Genomic DNA, 19,158 nt, shown 5'->3' with positions numbered 1-19,158 from the left:
TACACCAAATTACACGGCGCTAAGCTCCGAATTTTTCTTAAGCTTATTTTCTGCCGATAGCAAAGAAAACAATAATATTAAACCTATTATAAAAAAGATGGCCAGTACCAGCACCGAATTACGCGGACTGCCGGTCAGTTCTTCAAAAAAGCCGAAGCTGAACACACCGCCCACTATCGCCAACTTTTCGGTAACGTCATAAAAACTGAAGAACGATGCAGTGTCGGTAATGTTTTCGGGTAAATATTTAGAGTAGGTGGAACGTGACATGGACTGGATCCCGCCCATCACCAAACCCACCACTGCCGCTACCACATAAAACTCTGTAGCTGTAGTGGTTAGATAAGCTGCGGCGCATACCCCTATCCAGATGATCACCACGGCGATCAATACCCTTACGTTGCCGAACTTTCCGGATAATCTGGACATTAAAGTAGCCCCGCCAATGGCCACCAACTGAATGATTAAAATGGTGGTGATTAACGCCGACGTAGGCATATGCAGTTCTTTGGCCGCGAAACCTGTGGCTACCAGCATAATGGTTTGTACCCCCATGGAGTAAAAGAAAAACGCGGGGAGATATCTTTTGAGCAAAGGCATGGTCTTCACTTTTTTCCAAACTTTTCCTAATTCTATAAAGCCTCCTTTAATGATGTTATGGTCGTGACTAACCGCATTGGGACTCCCTTTGGGTAGTACGATGAATGGTATAAGAGCGAAACCCATCCACCATAAACCAACCAACAAGAATGATAAACGGGCCGGGAATGTTGCATCAACAATACCAAACAACTCGGGTTTCATCACAAATACAAAGCAAATAAGCTGCAGCAATACGCTGCCGATATAGCCATAGGTAAACCCTTTGGCGCTCACCTTATCCTGCATGTCAACAGTAGCAATTTCGGGCAGGTATGAGTTATAAAATACAAAGCCGCCGCTGTAGCCTATAGCAGCCAGTGCGAAGGCTATAATGCCCAGTTCGATATGATTTACATCGAAAAAATACAGCACGCAGCACGCTAAGGCACCAATGGCCGTAAAAAACTGCATGAAGATCTTTTTATTCCCCTTATAATCGGCAATGGACGATAGTATGGGCAACAATAAAACAATGATCAGGTAGGCGGCGGACAAAGCATAATCAGAAAGCGCCGTGTTAACAAAACTTTTGCCGAAGAAAGTCACCCTACCCCCATTGGCTTTGGTAATAGCCACATAATAAGCCGGAAAGATGGTGGAAGTAATGACCAGGTTGTAGGCAGAATTGGCCCAATCAAAAAAGGCCCAGGCCCTGATGGTTTTCTTATTGTTTTTGGTTTCCATTGAACAATAAAAGTATACAAATTTTGCTATTTGCGAAAAGGGGACCAAACATAGCGTATAAAAACACACCATGATTATCGGCGTGTGGAGTAATACTGGTTTAATTTTTGAGGGAAAAGGACATTTTAGTATTTTCAAGATTGTGTGCAGCAATTGAAATACATCTTTTTTACAAATCAGTTGGTATGGAAACCAATGCTGACGATCCAGAGAAGTTAATAGGTGAATGGGATCGGCCAAAACTACTAATGCTATGAATGAAACCGGTAAAACAAGCACAATAACTACAGATATATCCCATCATACCGACGCGAAAGCGTTGCTTTTAAAAGCCAACAGCATTCATGGCGACAGTAAGCTCGACATGATCAAAACAATGCGTTATTCGGCCACTATTATGGGCGTTAAAGCGATATCCTATGTGGATATCCCCGGCAATAAGATACGGATAGAGCTTTGGGAAAATGGCAAAATGGTTTCTGTTGAACAGGAAGAAAATGGTGATGGATGGCAATGGCTTAACGGTAGAAAAGCCCCTATGCCGGCAGCACGGATAGCGGAAATGAAAAGCACATTCTATTCGGGATTGTTGGGCTTGCGCAAACCGGCCATCAACCAGATGCAGGTACTGAATGCGCAAAAGCTCAAAAACAACACCTACTCGGTTTTATGTAAATTGGATGGTAACGACTATATTTTTGCTATCAACGATCAAAACCAATTGGTGGCCGAAGCTAATAAAACATTCGGCCGTACGTCTATATCCGTGTTGTCAGATCTGCGCCCGGTACAGGGTATCATGATCCCATTTCATGAGGTGGTAACATCGGGAATAAAAAAACTCGTTATCCAGTATGATAGCTTCGAGATCAACCCGATGTTTAATGCGGATACCTGGGGGGTGCCTTCGGGGATGTAGGTAGGAAATTTAGACCAGAATCAAAAAGCGTCATTGCGAGGTACGAAGCAATCTCTACACAGGCAGGTCAACTATGCATGTTTGCTCTGTACAGCATAGAGATTGCTTCGTACCTCGCAATGACGCGTGTATTTTTATTTATGGTCCCTCTTTTGGAGAGGATTTGGGTTGGGTTTATTTACCGCTCCATTTTTGTTGTAATAGCTTGATATAGTATCCGCCTACCACACTGCGGGCCTGGAAACCTACCTGTTTGCCGTTGATAGTTTCGTGCCAGTCGCTCAGAGGTACGCGGGTTGGTGTTTCCATAGCATATTTATAAACCGGATTAACCAACGCCTCAAAATCGGCCCTGTTTTTGGCTAAAGTAGCCGTCCAGATGATCCAGTCGCTTTTGGTATAGGTTTTACGGCTATCCAATGGTATACCATATTGATTTTGTTTGGTCAGATAGAATTTTATCTCACGATCATAAACCGATTGCGGGAACAGGTTTAAGCCCAATATTTTATCCCAAACAATATTATATTTCTGGCTCCAGGTGTCTTTTTTATCAAACACCAGCGAATAATGATCGCCGGCATCGGCCATTTTCATCCATTTGGCCACCATATCCTTAGCCATCGCACGGTATTTTGCAGCTACATCCTTTTGACCGAGCAACTCGGCCAAATGAGCATAACAACCAACACCCACAATGGCCTTAGCCGATAAATTGGCATTGCGCGCCAGGTGACCGGCAAAATCATCTGTACATAACTGATTGGCAGGGTCTAAACCTTCTTTAGCCAGGTAATTTGTCCAGGTGGTTAGTGTTTTCCAATGCTTTTTGGCATAAGCCGGGTTATTGCCATTGGCTCTTACTATAGCCGCGGTTAAGGCCAGCATATTACCAGATTCTTCCACCGGCATTCCCTCACCATAGGTTTGTCCGTTGGCTAAAGGATAGGTACCCAGATCATGTGCGGCAAAATCATGGGCGAATTTACCGGTCTCGCTAAAATAGAAGATCCCATTCAGCATACCTTCCATTAATTTAGGGTTGTAAAGCAGGAATAAAGGCGCCGATGGATAAGTTACGTCAACGGTATTGATAGAACCATTACTAAAATTCTCTTTCGACAGGAACAAAACTTCACCCTGCGGACTTTTCACCAGTGTATGAGCTGAGATAGCCTGCCTGTAAGCCAGCACACACAGTTTAGCGTATGGTGTGCCACCGGCATTTTGAGCATCTTTATACATGGAAGTATTAAACGCGGCGCATTTTTGCAGCACTGCCGGATATTCCGCAGCGGCTTTTGCTAATACCTGTTCTATAATTTTGGTTTGCGCGTTTTGCCACCATGGTTTTAAATTGGTATGGAAGTATTGCACTGGTGTAATATCATCATAACCCAGTTCTACAAATTTTGCTACAGCGGTTTTGCCCACCTTGCCAAAAGGTATCACGGTATTTAAAATCAGGTTACTCCCCTCCTTTGCCGTTGATTTGCTGTCGCCGCTAAAAAATGAATCGACCGATTGTTTACCAGTGCTTACATATTGCTGGGCGTTTGCTGTTTTAGGCACAGCCACGTACATATACCCCCAGTCGATGCGCAGGTCGTCACCTTTCTTTTGCAGTACCGGTTGCTCTATTGTACCAGCTTTTAAAACAGATAGCTTGCCTGATGTGTATTGTTGCGTGGTTACAGGTTGCTGCGGTGTATTACGCGCAATATCTGCAGATGCGCCGAAGTAAACCTTTACATCATGCGAGGCGCCATCATTTGATTTTACCTTATAGCTGATATAGGATACCGGGCGTGATAGAATGCTCAGATCATTCATCAGCAATGGCGAAGTGAAAGTCAATTGCAGGTCGGCCTTACCGCATTTAAAGTTATAAATAGTTTGTGTGGCATTTAAGGTTACACTGGTTTGTTTTGCCAGTTGAAGGGCCGCATGACCGGTAGGTTTTAGCTCATCGGCCAAACCGGCATCCAACCATGCACCTCCCCCAGTGTTGGTACAATGTAAGGCCAGTACATTTTCACCTTTTTTCAGGGAGCTTACAGCATCATTAGAAAGTGTGAAATATTGCAGATCGCCATTGGCCCCGCCTTGTTCACTTACTTTTTTACCATTGATGTAGACCTCGGCTTCATCATCATGGTGTAGCCTCAGCCAAAGTTTATTAAAGTTAAGATCATTCAATGTAAAAGTACGGCGCACCCAGATTTCCTTACCTGTCCATAAGGTTTTGGCAGCCTGTTTATCGTTACTGAAAGGTGCTGTGCCTGTTTTCCAACTACTGTCATCAAATTTGGCGGATGCCCAATCTTTTGAAGGCTCTGCCTCCGTAAATTTACAGGTATAAGGTTTTTCGTCGGCCGTGGCCAGTACGGTTTTATACTCCACCGGCTCCTTACCCATAAAACGGTAAACGGTACCGTCGACTTTAATGAGGCCCACCAACGATTGATCTTTGCCGGTCCAGTGGTGCGTAGTAGATTCATTCAAGTTATCTGTGAACGACCAGATACTGAAATAAGGATTGTGCGTAATAAGCGGATAAGCAGGCGCTTTGGTAACCTGTGCCCGGGCCAAAAAGCCTGCTAACACTAGGCAAACAACAAATGGGAACCTTTTCATGTTTTTATAAATGGTTTATTATAGAGCCGTAAATATTTGCATTTTTCGGCTTAAAACAGGCACACCACTACAAAAAGCGTTAAATTGACGATTAATTGAGACGATATGTAGAATTAGATGTGCAGATATGCAAATGTGAGGATGTGCAGATGAAGGAATTGGTTAATGATTGAATTTTTAAATCTGCACATCTGAAATCTGCATATCTGCACATTCGATCTCATCTGCACATCTGATTTTACTTAAACACTTCAAAACTATACTGGGCTACGCTCCAGAATTCATCAAGGGCTATGATACGGGGTTTAAAAAAGGAGATCAGGGCTGGCCAGTCGTTACGGTTAAAGATACTTGCAGATGGCAATGTTTTGATGATGCGGCTTACCAGTTTATTGCTTTCGTCGCGGGTATGCAGTTCCCATTCCCACTCCTCGTTAAGGTTGCTATCCAATATTGTTTTCAGCTCTTTGAACTGCTCAAACATCAGTTCCTGCATACCGGCGTCCGGGTGGGATATTTCAATAGCGATGTAAGCCTGACGATTACCGGTTTGCATTTTAAAGCTCAGGTGTTTAATACCGGTTTTATAATTGATCCAGTTGATTCTTAAACCATCGGCCGATAGTTGTGGTGCTATATATTGCCCAAATGCGGTCCAAAAAGCCTGCCTGATCTGTGATGCCTCGTCTTTTGAGTACAATTTATTATTGTTGATTTTACTGAGCCTGTAAAATTATAGAAAATATTGGCAATGGATGTCGTAAGTTTAAAGGATAAACCGAAGGTAGCGACACAACTGGATAAGAATAAAGATTATAATTTTAATAAGATCAGGGTGATGGTTCATACTTATAACAGAAATTTACCAGTGACTAAGAAATAGGTTCTATAAGAACAATAAAAAAGCAGCCTCAACCGGCTGCTTTTTTGATTTATGGGGTCAGCTTAATACCTGTCCCAAAATGCCGGTGGTTCAATACCTAAGGTGCGCAGGTAAACATAGGCTTGCGCGCGGTGATGGATCTCGTTATCAATAGCATAAAGTATAGTGCCAATATTTTGATTTTCATAAGCTCCAAACGCCAGTTCAACTTCTAAAAAACGCTCTACGGAAATTTGAGGCCAGTACTCATTAATTTGATCTGTGATCTGATCCCATTGCTTCAAAATTTCAGCTTTGGATTGTGCCGGTATTGTACCTGAAGAATGATCAAGCAGGTTATTCCACTTGCCGGTGATGATACCATCAATGCCATAATGAGCTATATCCATAATTTCAATAGCCATCACACCAAATGAACGCATCCCTCCAACGGAATAACCGAATAATTTATCTTCCGGAAAGGCCTCAATAACTTTCCGGGTTAATTTGCGATGGCCTTGCCAGTGGTTTAATAAAGCTTCTGGTGAAATAAGCTGAGCGGCTGAATTGTTTACTTGTTGTTGAATTGCGTTTGTTTCCATGGTTTCTTTTGTTTTGATTTTGTATGACAAAGAAACCATGGGCCAGTGACAACCTTATGTCAGTAGTGTCAAAAGAAATTTAAAAAAAATGGAAATTCTTTGAATTATCTATTTTTTTATAAGTTTACCGCAACTTTAGGGGTGTCCTTTAATGGACTGAGATAATACCCTTTGAACCTGATGCAGTTAGTACTGCCGAAGGGAAAAGTGACGATAACCCTGTGGGGTTATTTTTTCTTTCCTCCATGTAACGGGGCCATTCCTAAAGTCAAGATTTTAGAAACAGAATGGAAATCACCGTAAATCAACAAACTTACCAGGTTACCGATGTGTGCAATGTGCAGCAAATGCTGGCTATTGTATTTAATGCGCTGCCCAAAGGTATCGCCGTAGCCATCAACCAGGCCATTATTCCACGGGCCAGCTGGGCCGATCACCACATCAGCCCCCACGATCAAATCGTCATTATCAAAGCAACACAAGGCGGGTAAAAGCAGATGTGCGGATGTGTAGATGAAACAGCCATAAAAACGCCCCTCAACAATAAAAAATCACTAAATCAATAATTGTATAAGGATGAAGCAAGAAAAAATTCCAACCGATCAGGTACTAACTACCGATCCGTTCCCGGCCTCCAAGAAAGTTTTTGTGAAAGGTCAGCTCCATGACATACAGGTAGCCATGCGCGAGATCAGTTTAAGCGATACCAAACTGCATGGCCGTTTTGGCGAAACAGAACCTAACGCGCCGGTTACCGTTTATGATACCAGCGGCCCGTATACTGATGTTGATGTGGTTATCGACGTTAAAAAAGGTCTCCCCCGTTTGCGGGAACAATGGATCATGAACCGGGGCGATGTGGAACAGCTGGAAGGAATATCCTCTCAATACGGGCAGCAGCGCTTACATGATAGCAGCCTGGATGAGCTGCGTTTTGCTTATGTAAGCAAACCTTTGCGGGCGAAACCTGGCATGAACGTATCGCAGATGTATTACGCCAGAAAAGGCATCATTACACCCGAGATGGAATACATTGCCATTCGCGAAAATCAGCGTATCGATCTGTTAAAAGAACAATTGAACGGGCAATACGAGGTGATGAGCCATCAGCATCTGGGCCATAGTTTTGGAGCAAATACACCAAAAGGATATATCACACCCGAATTTGTACGCTCAGAAGTTGCCGCTGGTCGTGCCGTGATCCCTTCTAATATTAACCATCCCGAAATTGAGCCGATGATCATCGGTCGCAACTTTTTGGTGAAGATCAATGCCAACATTGGCAACTCGGCCGTTACTTCCAGTATTGAAGAAGAAGTAGAAAAAGCGGTATGGGCCTGCCGTTGGGGAGCGGATACCATTATGGATCTATCTACCGGGAAAAACATCCACGAAACACGCGAATGGATCATCCGTAATTCGCCCGTACCCATTGGTACCGTACCTATCTACCAGGCACTGGAAAAAGTGAACGGCAAAGCTGAAGACCTGACCTGGGAATTATTCCGGGATACCCTGATCGAGCAGGCAGAACAAGGCGTTGATTATTTTACCATTCACGCCGGTGTGTTATTGCGCTATGTGCCGTTGACCGCTAAACGCATTACCGGTATTGTATCACGGGGCGGCTCTATCATGGCCAAATGGTGCCTGGCTCATCATAAAGAGAATTTCCTGTATACCCATTTTGAAGAGATCTGTGAGATCATGAAAGCCTATGATGTTGCCTTCTCTTTAGGTGATGGACTACGACCAGGCTGTATTGCCGATGCTAATGATGCCGCGCAGTTCGGCGAACTGGAAACCTTGGGCGAGCTCACCAAAATTGCATGGAAACACGATGTACAAACCATTATTGAAGGCCCTGGTCATATCCCAATGCACATGATCAAGGAAAACATGGATAAGCAACTGGCACATTGCGGTGAGGCACCTTTTTATACCTTAGGTCCGCTGACTACAGATATTGCCCCCGGTTACGACCACATTACCTCGGCCATTGGCGCTGCCATGATCGGTTGGTTTGGTACCGCTATGTTGTGTTATGTTACGCCTAAAGAGCATCTGGGTTTACCCAACAAAAAGGATGTGAAAGATGGGGTGATCACCTATAAAATAGCGGCCCATGCTGCCGACTTGGCTAAAGGTCATCCCGGCGCGCAATACCGGGACAATGCCTTAAGTAAGGCCCGTTTTGAGTTTAGGTGGGAAGACCAGTTTAACCTGTCCCTCGATCCCGATACAGCCAGAGAGTTTCATGATGAAACCCTGCCTGCCGATGGCGCGAAGATCGCCCACTTCTGCTCCATGTGCGGCCCTAACTTCTGTTCGATGAAAATCACACAGGATGTACGGGAGTATGCCAAAGAAAATGGTGTAGATGAGGCAGCCGCGCTGGCCAAAGGTATGGAGCAAAAATCAAAGGAGTTTACGGAGAAAGGAAGCGAAATATACCTGTAGATATTGGATGTAATGCTGAGAATTAAAAAGGGCTCTGAAAGAGGAATAACCTATTAAATTATGGGCAAAATTCAATCTTTTATAAAGTATGTCATTGCGAGCGCAGCGCGGCAATCTCATCCATAGTAGAAGCACGCGAGGAGATTGCTTCGTCGTTCCTCCTCGCAATGACATGGGAGTTGGGTGTCATGCTGAGCTTGTCGAAGCATGGCGGGCGGGCTTCTACACACGAGTCTTCGACAGGCTCAGACTGACAGGCCCTTTTTACAATATTGTTATTAAAATATGCAACTGATAGTTATTTCACATCCCGATGCGGTAGCGAATGAAACCTGGATAATTAACCAATTACTCGAGGCAGGCTTAACGCGTTTTCATTTGCGAAAACCCGATTGGGATGAACAACAGGTATCAGGCTTATTAAGACAAATTGACGAACGATATTATCCTCATATCGCCTTACATCAACACCATCACATCGCTATAGATTTTGCTATCAGAAGACTGCACTATACAGAAAGGGACAGATTGGCTACCGAACAGGATAAACTGGGTCATCAAAAAGAAGAAGGTTATGTGTTGAGCACATCGATTCATGATATAACTGACTTGAGCTCATTAAAGTCATTTGATTATACCTTTTTCGGGCCTGTATTTAACAGCATATCCAAACCAGGGTATCAAAGTAACCTGACAGAAGATTTTCGAATAAATCGAGATGACACTCATCCCAGGATTATCGCATTAGGTGGTGTGGAACTTTCGAACCTGGATAAACTAATGCACACAGGATTTGACGGCGCAGCTGTTTTGGGTACAATATGGAATGATCCTGCGCACGCCATCACCAATTTCAACATATTACAAGAATATCTTCCAAATAAACACCAACGACCAACGCTTTAGGCTTTATGCCTTTTACTTTTAGCTTAAACAACCATGATTGATAAACTTCATTATATATCGCAACAACCGCCAAACGGAACGCACCTTACGGCTATAAAAGCCTCGCTAAGCGCCGGCTGTAAATGGATCCAGCTCCGGGTAAAAGATCAGCCCGAAAACTTGATCCTGGAATACGCGCTGGAAGCCCGGGCATTATGCGAAGAATTTGGCGCAAAGCTGATCGTGAACGATCATCCGGAAATTGCGCTAAAATCCGGCGCTTACGGTCTGCACCTCGGTTTACAGGATATACCTATTGCCCAGGCGCGGCAAATAGTGGGCAATCAAATGATCATCGGCGGGACAGCTAACACTTTTGAGCACATTGAACAAAGAGTTACCGAAGGTGCCGATTATATTGGACTGGGGCCCTACCGGTTTACCAAAACCAAAGAAAAGTTGAGTCCGATTTTAGGACTGGAAGGTTATCGGGAAATTTTGGAACGGGTGAGATCGGCCGGGATCAACATCCCGATCATCGCCATTGGTGGAATTGAACCGGATGATATCCCGGCTATCATGCAAACCGGCGTACATGGTGTGGCCATTTCTGGAGCAATCACATACGCTGTCGATGCGGCACAAACTACCCAACATATCTACCGGCAGTTACATATGAACGTTTTAAAAGAAGTATAAATGTTAAAAATAGCCGATAAAACTTTCAGTTCCCGTCTGTTTACGGGGACAGGGAAATTTAGCTCATCTGCATTGATGGAGGAAGCCTTGGTGGCTTCGGGTTCCGAACTGGTAACGGTAGCCCTAAAGCGCGTTGATGTCAAAAACAATGAGCAGGACGATCTGCTGATCCGTTTAAAATACCCACATATCAACCTGCTGCCCAATACATCTGGTGTACGCAATGCCAAAGAAGCTATTTTTGCGGCACAACTGGCCCGTGAAGCGCTGGAAACCAACTGGATAAAACTGGAGATCCATCCCGATCCCAAATACCTGATGCCAGACCCTATCGAAACCCTTAAAGCCACGGAAGAACTGGCCAAAATGGGTTTTGTGGTGCTTCCCTATATCCATGCCGACCCTGTTTTGTGCAAACGCCTGGAAGATGCGGGTACAGCCGCCGTGATGCCCCTTGGTTCACCGATTGGCAGTAATAAAGGTTTAAAAACCATTGATTTTTTAGAGATCATCATAGCACAAAGCAATGTGCCTGTTATTATTGATGCCGGGATAGGTTCACCATCTGATGCTGCTTGGGCGCTTGAAATTGGCGCGGATGCCGTATTGGTTAACACTGCTATAGCCGTTTCCGGTGATCCGGTGCGGATGGCCGCCGCTTTTAAAATGGCTGTGGAAGCAGGCCGAATGGCTTTTGAGGCCAAACTGGCCTCCCCCGTTTCCCATGCTATTGCCAGCAGTCCTTTAACCTCTTTTTTAGATGCATAGTTTTAACGATATTTTTGAAACCTATAACTGGGATGAGGTAAAAGCCAGCATCTACGCCAAAACCGGTGCTGATGTGGAAAAGGCTTTGTCCAGTAATAAACGTACGCTGGAGGATTTTAAAGCGCTGGTTTCACCTGCAGCTGCCCCTTACCTGGAGCAAATGGCGCAGCTTAGTCAGCAACTTACGCTTAAACGTTTTGGTAAGGTGATCCAGATGTATGTGCCGCTTTATCTGTCCAACGAATGCAGCAATATTTGCACTTATTGCGGCTTTAGCTATGACAATAAGGTGAGGCGGAAAACGCTGTCGCCCATGGAAATTATGCAGGAAGTGGCGGTGATCAAGGATATGGGATATGAGCACGTACTTTTAGTGACCGGCGAGGACAACGTTACGGTTCATGTAGATTACTTTAAAAAAGTACTGGAGCTTATCCGTCCGCATTTTGCGCATATCTCTATGGAAGTACAGCCCATGGATCTGGAAGACTATGCGCAGCTGACACCCTATGGTTTAAATACGGTACTGGTTTACCAGGAAACCTATCACCGGGAAGATTACAAAAAACATCACCCCAAAGGAAAAAAATCCAACTTTAAGTACCGCCTGGAAACGCCCGATCGGCTTGGACAGGCAGGCATCCATAAAATGGGCCTGGGCGTGTTGATTGGACTGGAGGATTGGCGGACGGATTGCTTTTTTACCGCCCTGCACTTAAATTACCTTGAAAAGAAATACTGGCAAAGCAAATATAGCCTGTCGTTCCCCCGGTTGCGACCTTTTAGTGGCGGACTGGAACCTAAAGTTGAGATGAACGACCGCGAGCTAGTTCAGCTGATCTGTGCTTACCGTTTGTTTAATGAGGAAGTGGAACTGTCCATCTCCACCCGCGAATCACCCCATTTCAGAAACAATATTATCAAACTGGGCATCACCTCCATCAGCGCGGGTTCAAAAACCAATCCCGGGGGCTATGCCGTTGAACCGGAATCATTAGAGCAGTTTGAGATCTCGGACGAACGGAGTCCTGCTGAGATTGCCAAAGTGATCACACAGCAGGGCTATGAACCGGTATGGAAGGATTGGGATAATTGTTTAACATAGGGGCTCAAAATTTAAAAAAATGTTGGAACGTGAAGAACTGAAATTATACGACCGCCAGATCATATTACCCGAATTAGGCATAACTGGTCAGGAAAAATTAAAAGCCGCCCGGGTACTGATGATCGGTGCCGGCGGCTTAGGCTGTCCGGTTTTGCAATATCTTGTGGCTGCCGGGGTTGGTCATATAGGTATTGTTGATGATGACATGATAGATATCAGCAACCTGCACCGACAGATCTTGTACTCTATTGCGGATGTGGGAAAACCCAAGGCCGAAACGGCTAAACAAAAGCTGGAATGGTTAAACCCTTTTGTAGAGCTAATAGCTTATGAGGAACGGGTAAGTCCCGATAACGCAGTAAAACTGATCAGCGGATATGATATAGTAGTTGATGGCTCTGATAACTTTAATACACGCTACCTGGTGAATGATACCTGTATGGCTTTAAACAAGCCTTCGGTATTTGGTTCTATTTTTAAGTTTGAAGGACAAGTATCCGTGTTCAATTACCAGGAGGGCCCAAATTACCGTGATCTGTTTCCGGAGCCTCCTCCCGAAAACGAAGTGCCCAATTGTTCCGAAACAGGAGTTATCGGTGTGCTTCCTGGCATCATCGGTGCTTACATGGCCAATGAGGCTATCAAGATCATTTGCGGCATAGGCGAAACCTTATCCGGCAAGCTGTTCAGCATGAATGCGCTGGATAACAGTATAAGTGTTTATAAAATAACCAAGCAAAAGCAAACCATTTCAGCACCGGCGATTAATCAGCCGATATTAATCGATCGCGAGATCAGTATGGATACTTTAAACAGTTGGCTGGCAGAAAACCCTGATGAGATCTGTCTCATTGATGTGCGGGAAACCTATGAATTTGATGATTATAATATAGGCGGGATAAACATTCCATTGTATGAATTACAGGAATCTGCGGATATGATACCTATCGACAAAAAACTGGTATTCGTTTGCCAGAGCGGCCAAAGAAGTAAAATGGCCCTGCACCTGATGGAACCATATCTTAAAAATGAAAAATACAGCTTGAAAAATGGGATTAGGCATAACCCCTGAACAAGCGGGAGATTTTGTTACAAACTGGGTTTACATAATTTACACATTTCATGGTTAATATTGATTTATTTAACTGATAATCAATAAATTAAATAAATTTCACCATCATATAGTGGGTTTACATGTAAACCCACTCGGGGCTAAGTATTTCATGTGATTAAATAAGTTTGTCATTTTCCTAGTGTCATTTGCACATCTGCATATCCGCACATCTGCACATCTATTTTTTATCCTAAATTCGCTCTCCTAATTTTATACAGGGCAAAACATTGAGCGATACAGAAACACAGGACGGGAACCATCATTTTATTTTCAGAGGCACTAACCTGGAATCGATGACCAGCAGGGATATTGCGCAACACAACCCGGCCGGTTTCTATACCGATGATGATGCAGGACAATACCTTTCACCTATCAGTTTAGCTGTTAACGAAGGTGTATTTCATCAACCTAAAAATGCCGCCTTCCCTACCGTAACGGTATCACAGGATGCCGAACAATTGCTGCTCACCTGCGCTTGTACAAGCGAGCCCGGGAAATTATGTGAACATGAAGCGCTGGTATTACAAACCATTCTGCGAAAGGAAGAATTTGCCGTTTTTTTCAATTCCCGGCTGCGCCATCAAAAATTAAAAAATGCCGCCATACCTTATGGTTTGGAAAACGAGCCCGACCCCGATCAGTTTTTCCGGATCGAGCTGCTCTTTAATAAACTGGTGATCAGTCCGCACTCTCCCGATCTTTTCCCGGTGACCAAAGAAAGCCTGAACACCCTGCGTACGATGATATCTTCGGGGCCGGAACAGGCACCGGTTTCTTCTCCAACCGATAATGAACAAACATATTTTGTGGTCATCCGTGAGCACAAATACTATAAATATCTACATGTTGAGCTTTTTACTTCGGCCTTGACCAAAGAAGGGAAGCTCAAAAACCCACTGAACCGACTGGAGCCTATGGACCTGGTCTGGAAAACTACCGATCACGAGGAACTGAAGTTCTATACCGGTATCAGCAAGTTTCAAAATAACCTTACCGGTAAAAGAACAGAAACAGACTTGGCTGCTTTGCGGGCTATCGTCAAAAATCCAATGGGTTATCCATTTTATTATCAGGATACCGAGAAAGGCGAAAAGGTAAACGCTTCCTCCCTGATACCGGTCAATGTAGCCCAACTTCCTCAGGGAGTGCAATTACGTGTAAAACCCGACGGTTCTTTTTTTGAACTGTCGCTTGATATCAATATAAATGGCGAACGCCACACGCTGAAAGACCAGCGCATTATGTTCAGCTATTTTCTGCTGAACGGTGATACCTTATACCTGGCCGATAACCTACAGGCTCTGAATGTGATGAGTTTCCTGAAACAAAGGCCAGGCAATCTCCTGGTTCATCAATCCCAATATCCTTTGATCAAAAGCCAGTGGCTGGGTAAATTGGAGGATACTATTGATGTAAAATATCAGCATATCCAGACTGCCACACCTAAGCAGCTGGAGCAGTTGGGCTTTAACCAGGATCCTGAAAAGATCATCTACCTGTCGGATTTTGGGAGCCATGTGATGCTGATCCCGGTAATGCGGTACGGGGAAGCCGAAATACAGGTGCGTACCAAAAGAAATATCTATGCTACCGATGCCAAAGGGAAAGAGTTCCTGGTACAGCGTAATGAACCTGCAGAAAAGGCCTTTATAGCCAGCCTGATCAGGCAGCATCCTTATTTTGAGGAACAGGCTGATGATGACCTGTACTATTTTTATCTGCACAAAAAGCATTTCCTGAATGAGGATTGGTTTCTGGATGTTTTTGAACAATGGCGTAATCAACAGATCACCGTATTGGGTTTTAATGAGATAGAAGGTAACCGGCTTAGTCCTTACAAAATTAGTATAGATATTAAAGTGCTGAGCGGCATGAACTGGTTCAATACCATTATACAGGCCAAGTATGGTCAAAAAAAGGCGAGTTTAAAATCCCTGCATAAAGCCATCCGCAACAAAAGTAAGTTTGTACAACTTGATGATGGCACACTGGGCATCCTCCCCGCCGAATGGGTAGCCAAATTTGAAAGTTATTTTAACGCCGGCGAAGTAGTTACCGATGATACTTTACATACGCCTAAAATAAATTTTACTGCCATTGAAGAGCTTTATGATGCCGAAGTATTGGCAGAAGAAGTCAAGCAGGATCTGAGAAGCTACCGCGAGAAGTTTACCAGCTTTGAAACCATTACTCCTGTTGATGTACCGGCTGAGCTATTGGGTACCCTTCGCCCCTATCAACAGCAGGGATTAAACTGGCTTAATTTCCTGGACGATTTTAATTTTGGCGGCTGCCTGGCCGACGATATGGGGCTGGGAAAATCAATCCAGGTGATCGCCTTTATCCTGTCGCAACGTAAAAAAGTTAGCCAAAATACCAACCTGATCGTCGTACCTACTTCCCTCATCTTTAACTGGCAGCAGGAAATACAGAAATTTGCCCCTTCCATCCGTTTACATACCCTTTATGGGGCCGACCGGGTAAAAGAAATACATGATTTTGACCGGTACGAAGTTATTCTCACGAGCTATGGAAACATGCTTTCAGACGTTCGTTTCCTGAAGGACTACCATTTCAATTATATCTTTCTTGATGAGTCACAAAACATCAAAAATCCGTCATCGCAAAGGTATAAGGCTGCACGTTTACTAAAATCGCGCAACAAAATTGCAGTGACGGGCACCCCTATTGAAAATAACACCTTTGATCTTTACGGTCAGCTATCTTTTGCTTGTCCGGGTCTGTTGGGTGGTAAGCAATATTTTAAGGACATTTACTCCACGCCTATTGATCAGTTCAAGAGCAATATCCGTGCTGCCGAATTACAGAAAAAGATAAAACCCTTTATCCTGCGAAGAACCAAGGAGCAGGTTGCCAGCGATTTGCCGGAGAAAACAGAAATGGTACTGCATTGTGAGATGGGTGCCGAACAAAAACGGATCTACGATGCTTACGAAAAAGAGTTCAGGGAATATATTTCGGCTATCAACAATGAAGAACTGAAGAAAAGCCCGATGAACGTATTAAAAGGGCTTACCAAACTCCGCCAGATCTGTGACTCGCCTGTTTTATTGAGTGGCGACCGGTTGCCGGGCAAAGAGTCGGCTAAGATCGATACCCTGATTGAGCAGATAGAAAGTAAATCTCCAGAGCATAAAATACTGGTATTCTCGCAATTCACCGGCATGCTCGACCTGGTGAGTAAAGAACTCCTCAGCCGGAAGATCTCCTTTGTACAGTTAACCGGCAAAACCCGGAACCGCGAAGCTGTAGTACAATCTTTTCAAGAAGATCATAGCTGCAGGGTATTCCTGATCAGCCTGAAAGCCGGCGGCACAGGGCTTAATCTAACCGAGGCCGATTATATTTACTTGATCGATCCCTGGTGGAACCCGGCTGTCGAGAACCAGGCCATTGACCGTGCCCACCGCATAGGGCAAAACAAAAGAGTTGTGGCCATCAGACTCATTTGCCCTGGAACAGTGGAAGAAAAGATCATGCAGATACAGGAAAACAAAAAAGATCTTGTTCATGATTTGGTTAAAACAGATACCAACATCCTCAAAGCCCTATCCAGAGAAGATCTGTTGGATTTGCTGACACCTTTGCATGTTTTATCGGATTAGAGTGCAGAATGGGTTGTGCTAACTACCAAATCTTTACCCTTTGGTTTTCTGGTTTGTAATTTTTATCACCAGGCTGTATATTAAATGCCTGATAAAAAGGGGCAAAATTCATTAAAGGGCCATTTACACGCCACATAGCCGGTGAGTGCGGATTAGTGTTCACGTAGGTGCGAAGAAATGCATCTCTTGTTTTCACCCTCCATATCCTTGCAATAGATAGGAAAAAGCGCTGATCGGGAGTAAAACCATCAATTTTTACAGAGCCTTTTCCCTGTTCCGTCATCTTAAATGCATCATAGGCAATAGCAATGCCACCATTATCGGCAGTGTTTTCACCCAATGTAAGGCCCCCTTTTATATGAACAGTATCTAAAACGGTAAATGAGCCGTATAAATCAACTAACTGTTTTGTTTTCGCCCTGAACTTTTGATAATCTTCCTTTGTCCACCAGTTTTTTACGTTACCGTCCTTATCAAACTGTGCGCCCTGGTCATCAAAGGCATGCGTCATCTCATGGCCAATCACCATCCCTATGCCGCCATAATTGATGGCATCGTCTGCCGAAAAATCAAAATAAGGGAATTGCAAAATACCGGCGGGGAAAACAACTTCATTAAAAGATGGATTATAGTAAGCTGTAACCGTAGACGGTGTTGTACCCCATTCTGTTTTATCAACCGGCTTGTTCAATTTTGCCAATTCAAAATTATAACTGTTTTGGTTAAGCGAAAGGATATTTTCAAAGTATTTGGTTCTATTAATCTGCACCTTATCGTAATTCCGCCATTTATCAGGGTAACCTAATTTTTTGGTAATAGCATATAGTTTTTCTTTTGCTTTTTGTTTGGTACTGTCACTCATCCAATCAAGATGATTGATCCTGTTTTCGAAAGATTTTTGCAAATTATTTACTAATGCAAGCACACGCTTTTTTGCGTCCTCATTAAAATATCGTTTTACATATAATTGTCCTAAGGCTTGCCCTAAATAATTGTCAACGTTTTCGGTCATGATCTGCCTGCGAGATTTTTGTTTGGCTTGTCCCGATAATACTTTATTAAACTCAAATGAGGCATCCACAAATGGTCTACTAAGCGTTTCTGCGTAGTTTTGGAGTGTACTTGCTTTTAAATAGATTTTCCAGTCATTTATGGATATTGATTTCAATTGTTCATTTAACTTATCGTAATAAGCAGGTTGAGCCATATCAATAGAGTCGGTTGTTGCGCCTAAGCCGGCAAGCAATGTTCCCCAACCTATATTAGCTTGTGTTTTGCTGATGGATGCAACTGCTACTTTATGATAATTTGCGTTTACATCTCTTAGTTCAATATTTGTTTTATGCGATGCAGCATTTTGTTTTTCGATGCTGTAAGTAACATCTGCATCCTTAGTAGCTTTGGCAACATCACTACCGGTTAATTGAAATAAGGTGCGGATGTATCTTTTATAGGCTTGCTGAATAAGTAGCGTAGATGAATCTGTTTTAAAATAATAATCCCTTTCTGGTAAACCAATACCAGTTTGAGAAACATGGGCAATGTTGATGCTGCTGTTTTTGTTATCGGGATAAATACCAAAGCTAATAACCGAGCTGTTCCCGTTTTTTAGTTCCGCTGCTACGAATTTGGTCAGCGATGGTATGTCGTTAATGGCGTTAATACGCGCAAGTATTAGCTTAATGGGTTGGTATCCACGTTGGTTCATGATAGCCATATCCATGCCTGAAGCGTAAAAATCACCTACCTTCTGTTCAACGCTTCCCATATTATTCTTGGTTTTCGAAACACTGTCCAGGATGTTTTGCAACAGTTGTCTTTGGGGGATGTTCATGAAACTATATGAACCTACGCCTGCTTGATCGCCGGCAATTTTGACGGTGTCATACCAGCGCCCGTTAACATAACGAAAGAAATTGTCGCCTGGTTTTGTCAGGGAGTCAATTCCGGCTACATCAACAAAACTTTTCTTGTGATCATTCCGATAATTCCATGCGCTCAAAACGACTAACGCAACGCACAGATAAAATGCTTTATTCATAAACTGCAAGATTTGTTTAAAGTTAATGATTTTTTTGCTCGGCTGTAAAACGGCAAAGAGAAGATATTACCTATGCGATTACAGGTGTCTCCTCCCTTCAACCCCGCTGAACAT

Annotated in this window: 14 protein-coding genes and 1 riboswitch; of the genes, 9 read left to right on the top strand and 5 right to left on the bottom strand. The window is 43.7% G+C overall.

The genetic code is table 11. From position 1 onward, the window contains the following. Nucleotides 1-9: 9 nt before the first annotated feature. Nucleotides 10-1,326 carry an MFS transporter gene (locus AC57BQ_RS07270; protein ID WP_496405643.1) on the bottom strand — a complete coding sequence of 439 codons (1,317 nt, stop codon included), beginning with the start codon at nt 1,324-1,326 and terminating at the stop codon, nt 10-12. A 226-nt stretch (nt 1,327-1,552) separates the two neighbouring features. Between AC57BQ_RS07270 and AC57BQ_RS07265 the strand changes: the two genes are divergently transcribed. Beyond that, on the top strand, nt 1,553-2,245 hold the full coding sequence (locus AC57BQ_RS07265) for a hypothetical protein (protein ID WP_496405642.1): 693 nt from the start codon (nt 1,553-1,555) through the stop codon (nt 2,243-2,245). A 174-nt stretch (nt 2,246-2,419) separates the two neighbouring features. Here the strand turns inward: AC57BQ_RS07265 and AC57BQ_RS07260 are convergent, their stop codons facing one another. From AC57BQ_RS07260 to AC57BQ_RS07250, 3 genes are all read right to left on the bottom strand, one after another. Then, nucleotides 2,420-4,882, bottom strand: a complete 2,463-nt coding sequence (locus AC57BQ_RS07260; protein WP_496405641.1) for a glutaminase family protein — start codon at nt 4,880-4,882, stop codon at nt 2,420-2,422. Nucleotides 4,883-5,120: 238 nt separating this feature from the next. Further along, nucleotides 5,121-5,582 (bottom strand): DUF4268 domain-containing protein, encoded by a 462-nt coding sequence (locus AC57BQ_RS07255; protein ID WP_496405640.1) that lies wholly within the window; start codon nt 5,580-5,582, stop codon nt 5,121-5,123. 245 nt (nt 5,583-5,827) lie between these two features. Then, nucleotides 5,828-6,346: a DinB family protein gene (locus AC57BQ_RS07250; protein ID WP_496405639.1), complete on the bottom strand. Its 519-nt coding sequence runs from the start codon at nt 6,344-6,346 to the stop codon at nt 5,828-5,830. 127 nt (nt 6,347-6,473) lie between these two features. Further along, a riboswitch (TPP riboswitch) is annotated at nt 6,474-6,567 on the top strand. Nucleotides 6,568-6,633: 66 nt separating this feature from the next. Here AC57BQ_RS07250 and thiS point away from each other — a divergent pair. The 8 genes from thiS to AC57BQ_RS07210 all read left to right on the top strand — a co-directional run bounded on the left by thiS (nt 6,634) and on the right by AC57BQ_RS07210 (nt 17,003). Next, nucleotides 6,634-6,837 carry a sulfur carrier protein ThiS gene (gene thiS, locus AC57BQ_RS07245; protein ID WP_496405638.1) on the top strand — a complete coding sequence of 68 codons (204 nt, stop codon included), beginning with the start codon at nt 6,634-6,636 and terminating at the stop codon, nt 6,835-6,837. 85 nt (nt 6,838-6,922) lie between these two features. Continuing rightward, a complete protein-coding gene (thiC, locus tag AC57BQ_RS07240) occupies nt 6,923-8,806 on the top strand; it encodes a phosphomethylpyrimidine synthase ThiC (protein ID WP_496405637.1) in 1,884 nt (627 codons plus the stop codon). 285 nt (nt 8,807-9,091) lie between these two features. Then, nucleotides 9,092-9,712, top strand: coding sequence for a thiamine phosphate synthase (locus tag AC57BQ_RS07235; RefSeq protein ID WP_496405636.1), 621 nt, complete (start codon nt 9,092-9,094; stop codon nt 9,710-9,712). 33 nt (nt 9,713-9,745) lie between these two features. Continuing rightward, nucleotides 9,746-10,390 (top strand): thiamine phosphate synthase, encoded by a 645-nt coding sequence (locus AC57BQ_RS07230; RefSeq protein WP_496405635.1) that lies wholly within the window; start codon nt 9,746-9,748, stop codon nt 10,388-10,390. Continuing rightward, complete coding sequence (locus tag AC57BQ_RS07225; protein ID WP_496405634.1) at nt 10,391-11,158, top strand: thiazole synthase; 768 nt, start codon at nt 10,391-10,393, stop codon at nt 11,156-11,158. It abuts the gene before it with no gap. After that, on the top strand, nt 11,151-12,263 hold the full coding sequence (gene thiH, locus AC57BQ_RS07220) for a 2-iminoacetate synthase ThiH (RefSeq protein ID WP_496405633.1): 1,113 nt from the start codon (nt 11,151-11,153) through the stop codon (nt 12,261-12,263). Before AC57BQ_RS07225 ends, thiH begins: the two co-directional genes overlap by 8 nt. Before the next feature lie 19 nt (nt 12,264-12,282). After that, complete coding sequence (gene moeB / locus AC57BQ_RS07215) at nt 12,283-13,335, top strand: molybdopterin-synthase adenylyltransferase MoeB (protein ID WP_496405632.1); 1,053 nt, start codon at nt 12,283-12,285, stop codon at nt 13,333-13,335. 269 nt (nt 13,336-13,604) lie between these two features. Next, nucleotides 13,605-17,003 carry a DEAD/DEAH box helicase gene (locus tag AC57BQ_RS07210; RefSeq protein WP_496405631.1) on the top strand — a complete coding sequence of 1,133 codons (3,399 nt, stop codon included), beginning with the start codon at nt 13,605-13,607 and terminating at the stop codon, nt 17,001-17,003. 22 nt (nt 17,004-17,025) lie between these two features. Here AC57BQ_RS07210 and AC57BQ_RS07205 read toward each other — a convergent pair whose 3' ends face one another. Next, nucleotides 17,026-19,044, bottom strand: a complete 2,019-nt coding sequence (locus AC57BQ_RS07205) for a M13 family metallopeptidase (RefSeq protein ID WP_496405630.1) — start codon at nt 19,042-19,044, stop codon at nt 17,026-17,028. Nucleotides 19,045-19,158: the final 114 nt, after the last annotated feature.

The sequence above is a fragment of the Mucilaginibacter sp. BGA-UO-ETr-C110 genome, assembly GCF_059567985.1.
This window is presented reverse-complemented; position numbering and strand designations above follow the sequence as displayed.

Coding starts and splice junctions, on each gene's coding strand:
- AC57BQ_RS07205 (WP_496405630.1), bottom strand. CDS start 19,044: ATGAATAAAGCATTTTATCTGTGCGTTGCGTTAGTCGTTTTGAGCGCA.
- AC57BQ_RS07225 (WP_496405634.1), top strand. CDS start 10,391: ATGTTAAAAATAGCCGATAAAACTTTCAGTTCCCGTCTGTTTACGGGG.
- AC57BQ_RS07260 (WP_496405641.1), bottom strand. CDS start 4,882: ATGAAAAGGTTCCCATTTGTTGTTTGCCTAGTGTTAGCAGGCTTTTTG.
- thiC (WP_496405637.1), top strand. CDS start 6,923: ATGAAGCAAGAAAAAATTCCAACCGATCAGGTACTAACTACCGATCCG.
- AC57BQ_RS07270 (WP_496405643.1), bottom strand. CDS start 1,326: ATGGAAACCAAAAACAATAAGAAAACCATCAGGGCCTGGGCCTTTTTT.
- thiH (WP_496405633.1), top strand. CDS start 11,151: ATGCATAGTTTTAACGATATTTTTGAAACCTATAACTGGGATGAGGTA.
- moeB (WP_496405632.1), top strand. CDS start 12,283: ATGTTGGAACGTGAAGAACTGAAATTATACGACCGCCAGATCATATTA.
- AC57BQ_RS07250 (WP_496405639.1), bottom strand. CDS start 6,346: ATGGAAACAAACGCAATTCAACAACAAGTAAACAATTCAGCCGCTCAG.
- AC57BQ_RS07265 (WP_496405642.1), top strand. CDS start 1,553: ATGGGATCGGCCAAAACTACTAATGCTATGAATGAAACCGGTAAAACA.
- AC57BQ_RS07230 (WP_496405635.1), top strand. CDS start 9,746: ATGATTGATAAACTTCATTATATATCGCAACAACCGCCAAACGGAACG.
- thiS (WP_496405638.1), top strand. CDS start 6,634: ATGGAAATCACCGTAAATCAACAAACTTACCAGGTTACCGATGTGTGC.
- AC57BQ_RS07235 (WP_496405636.1), top strand. CDS start 9,092: ATGCAACTGATAGTTATTTCACATCCCGATGCGGTAGCGAATGAAACC.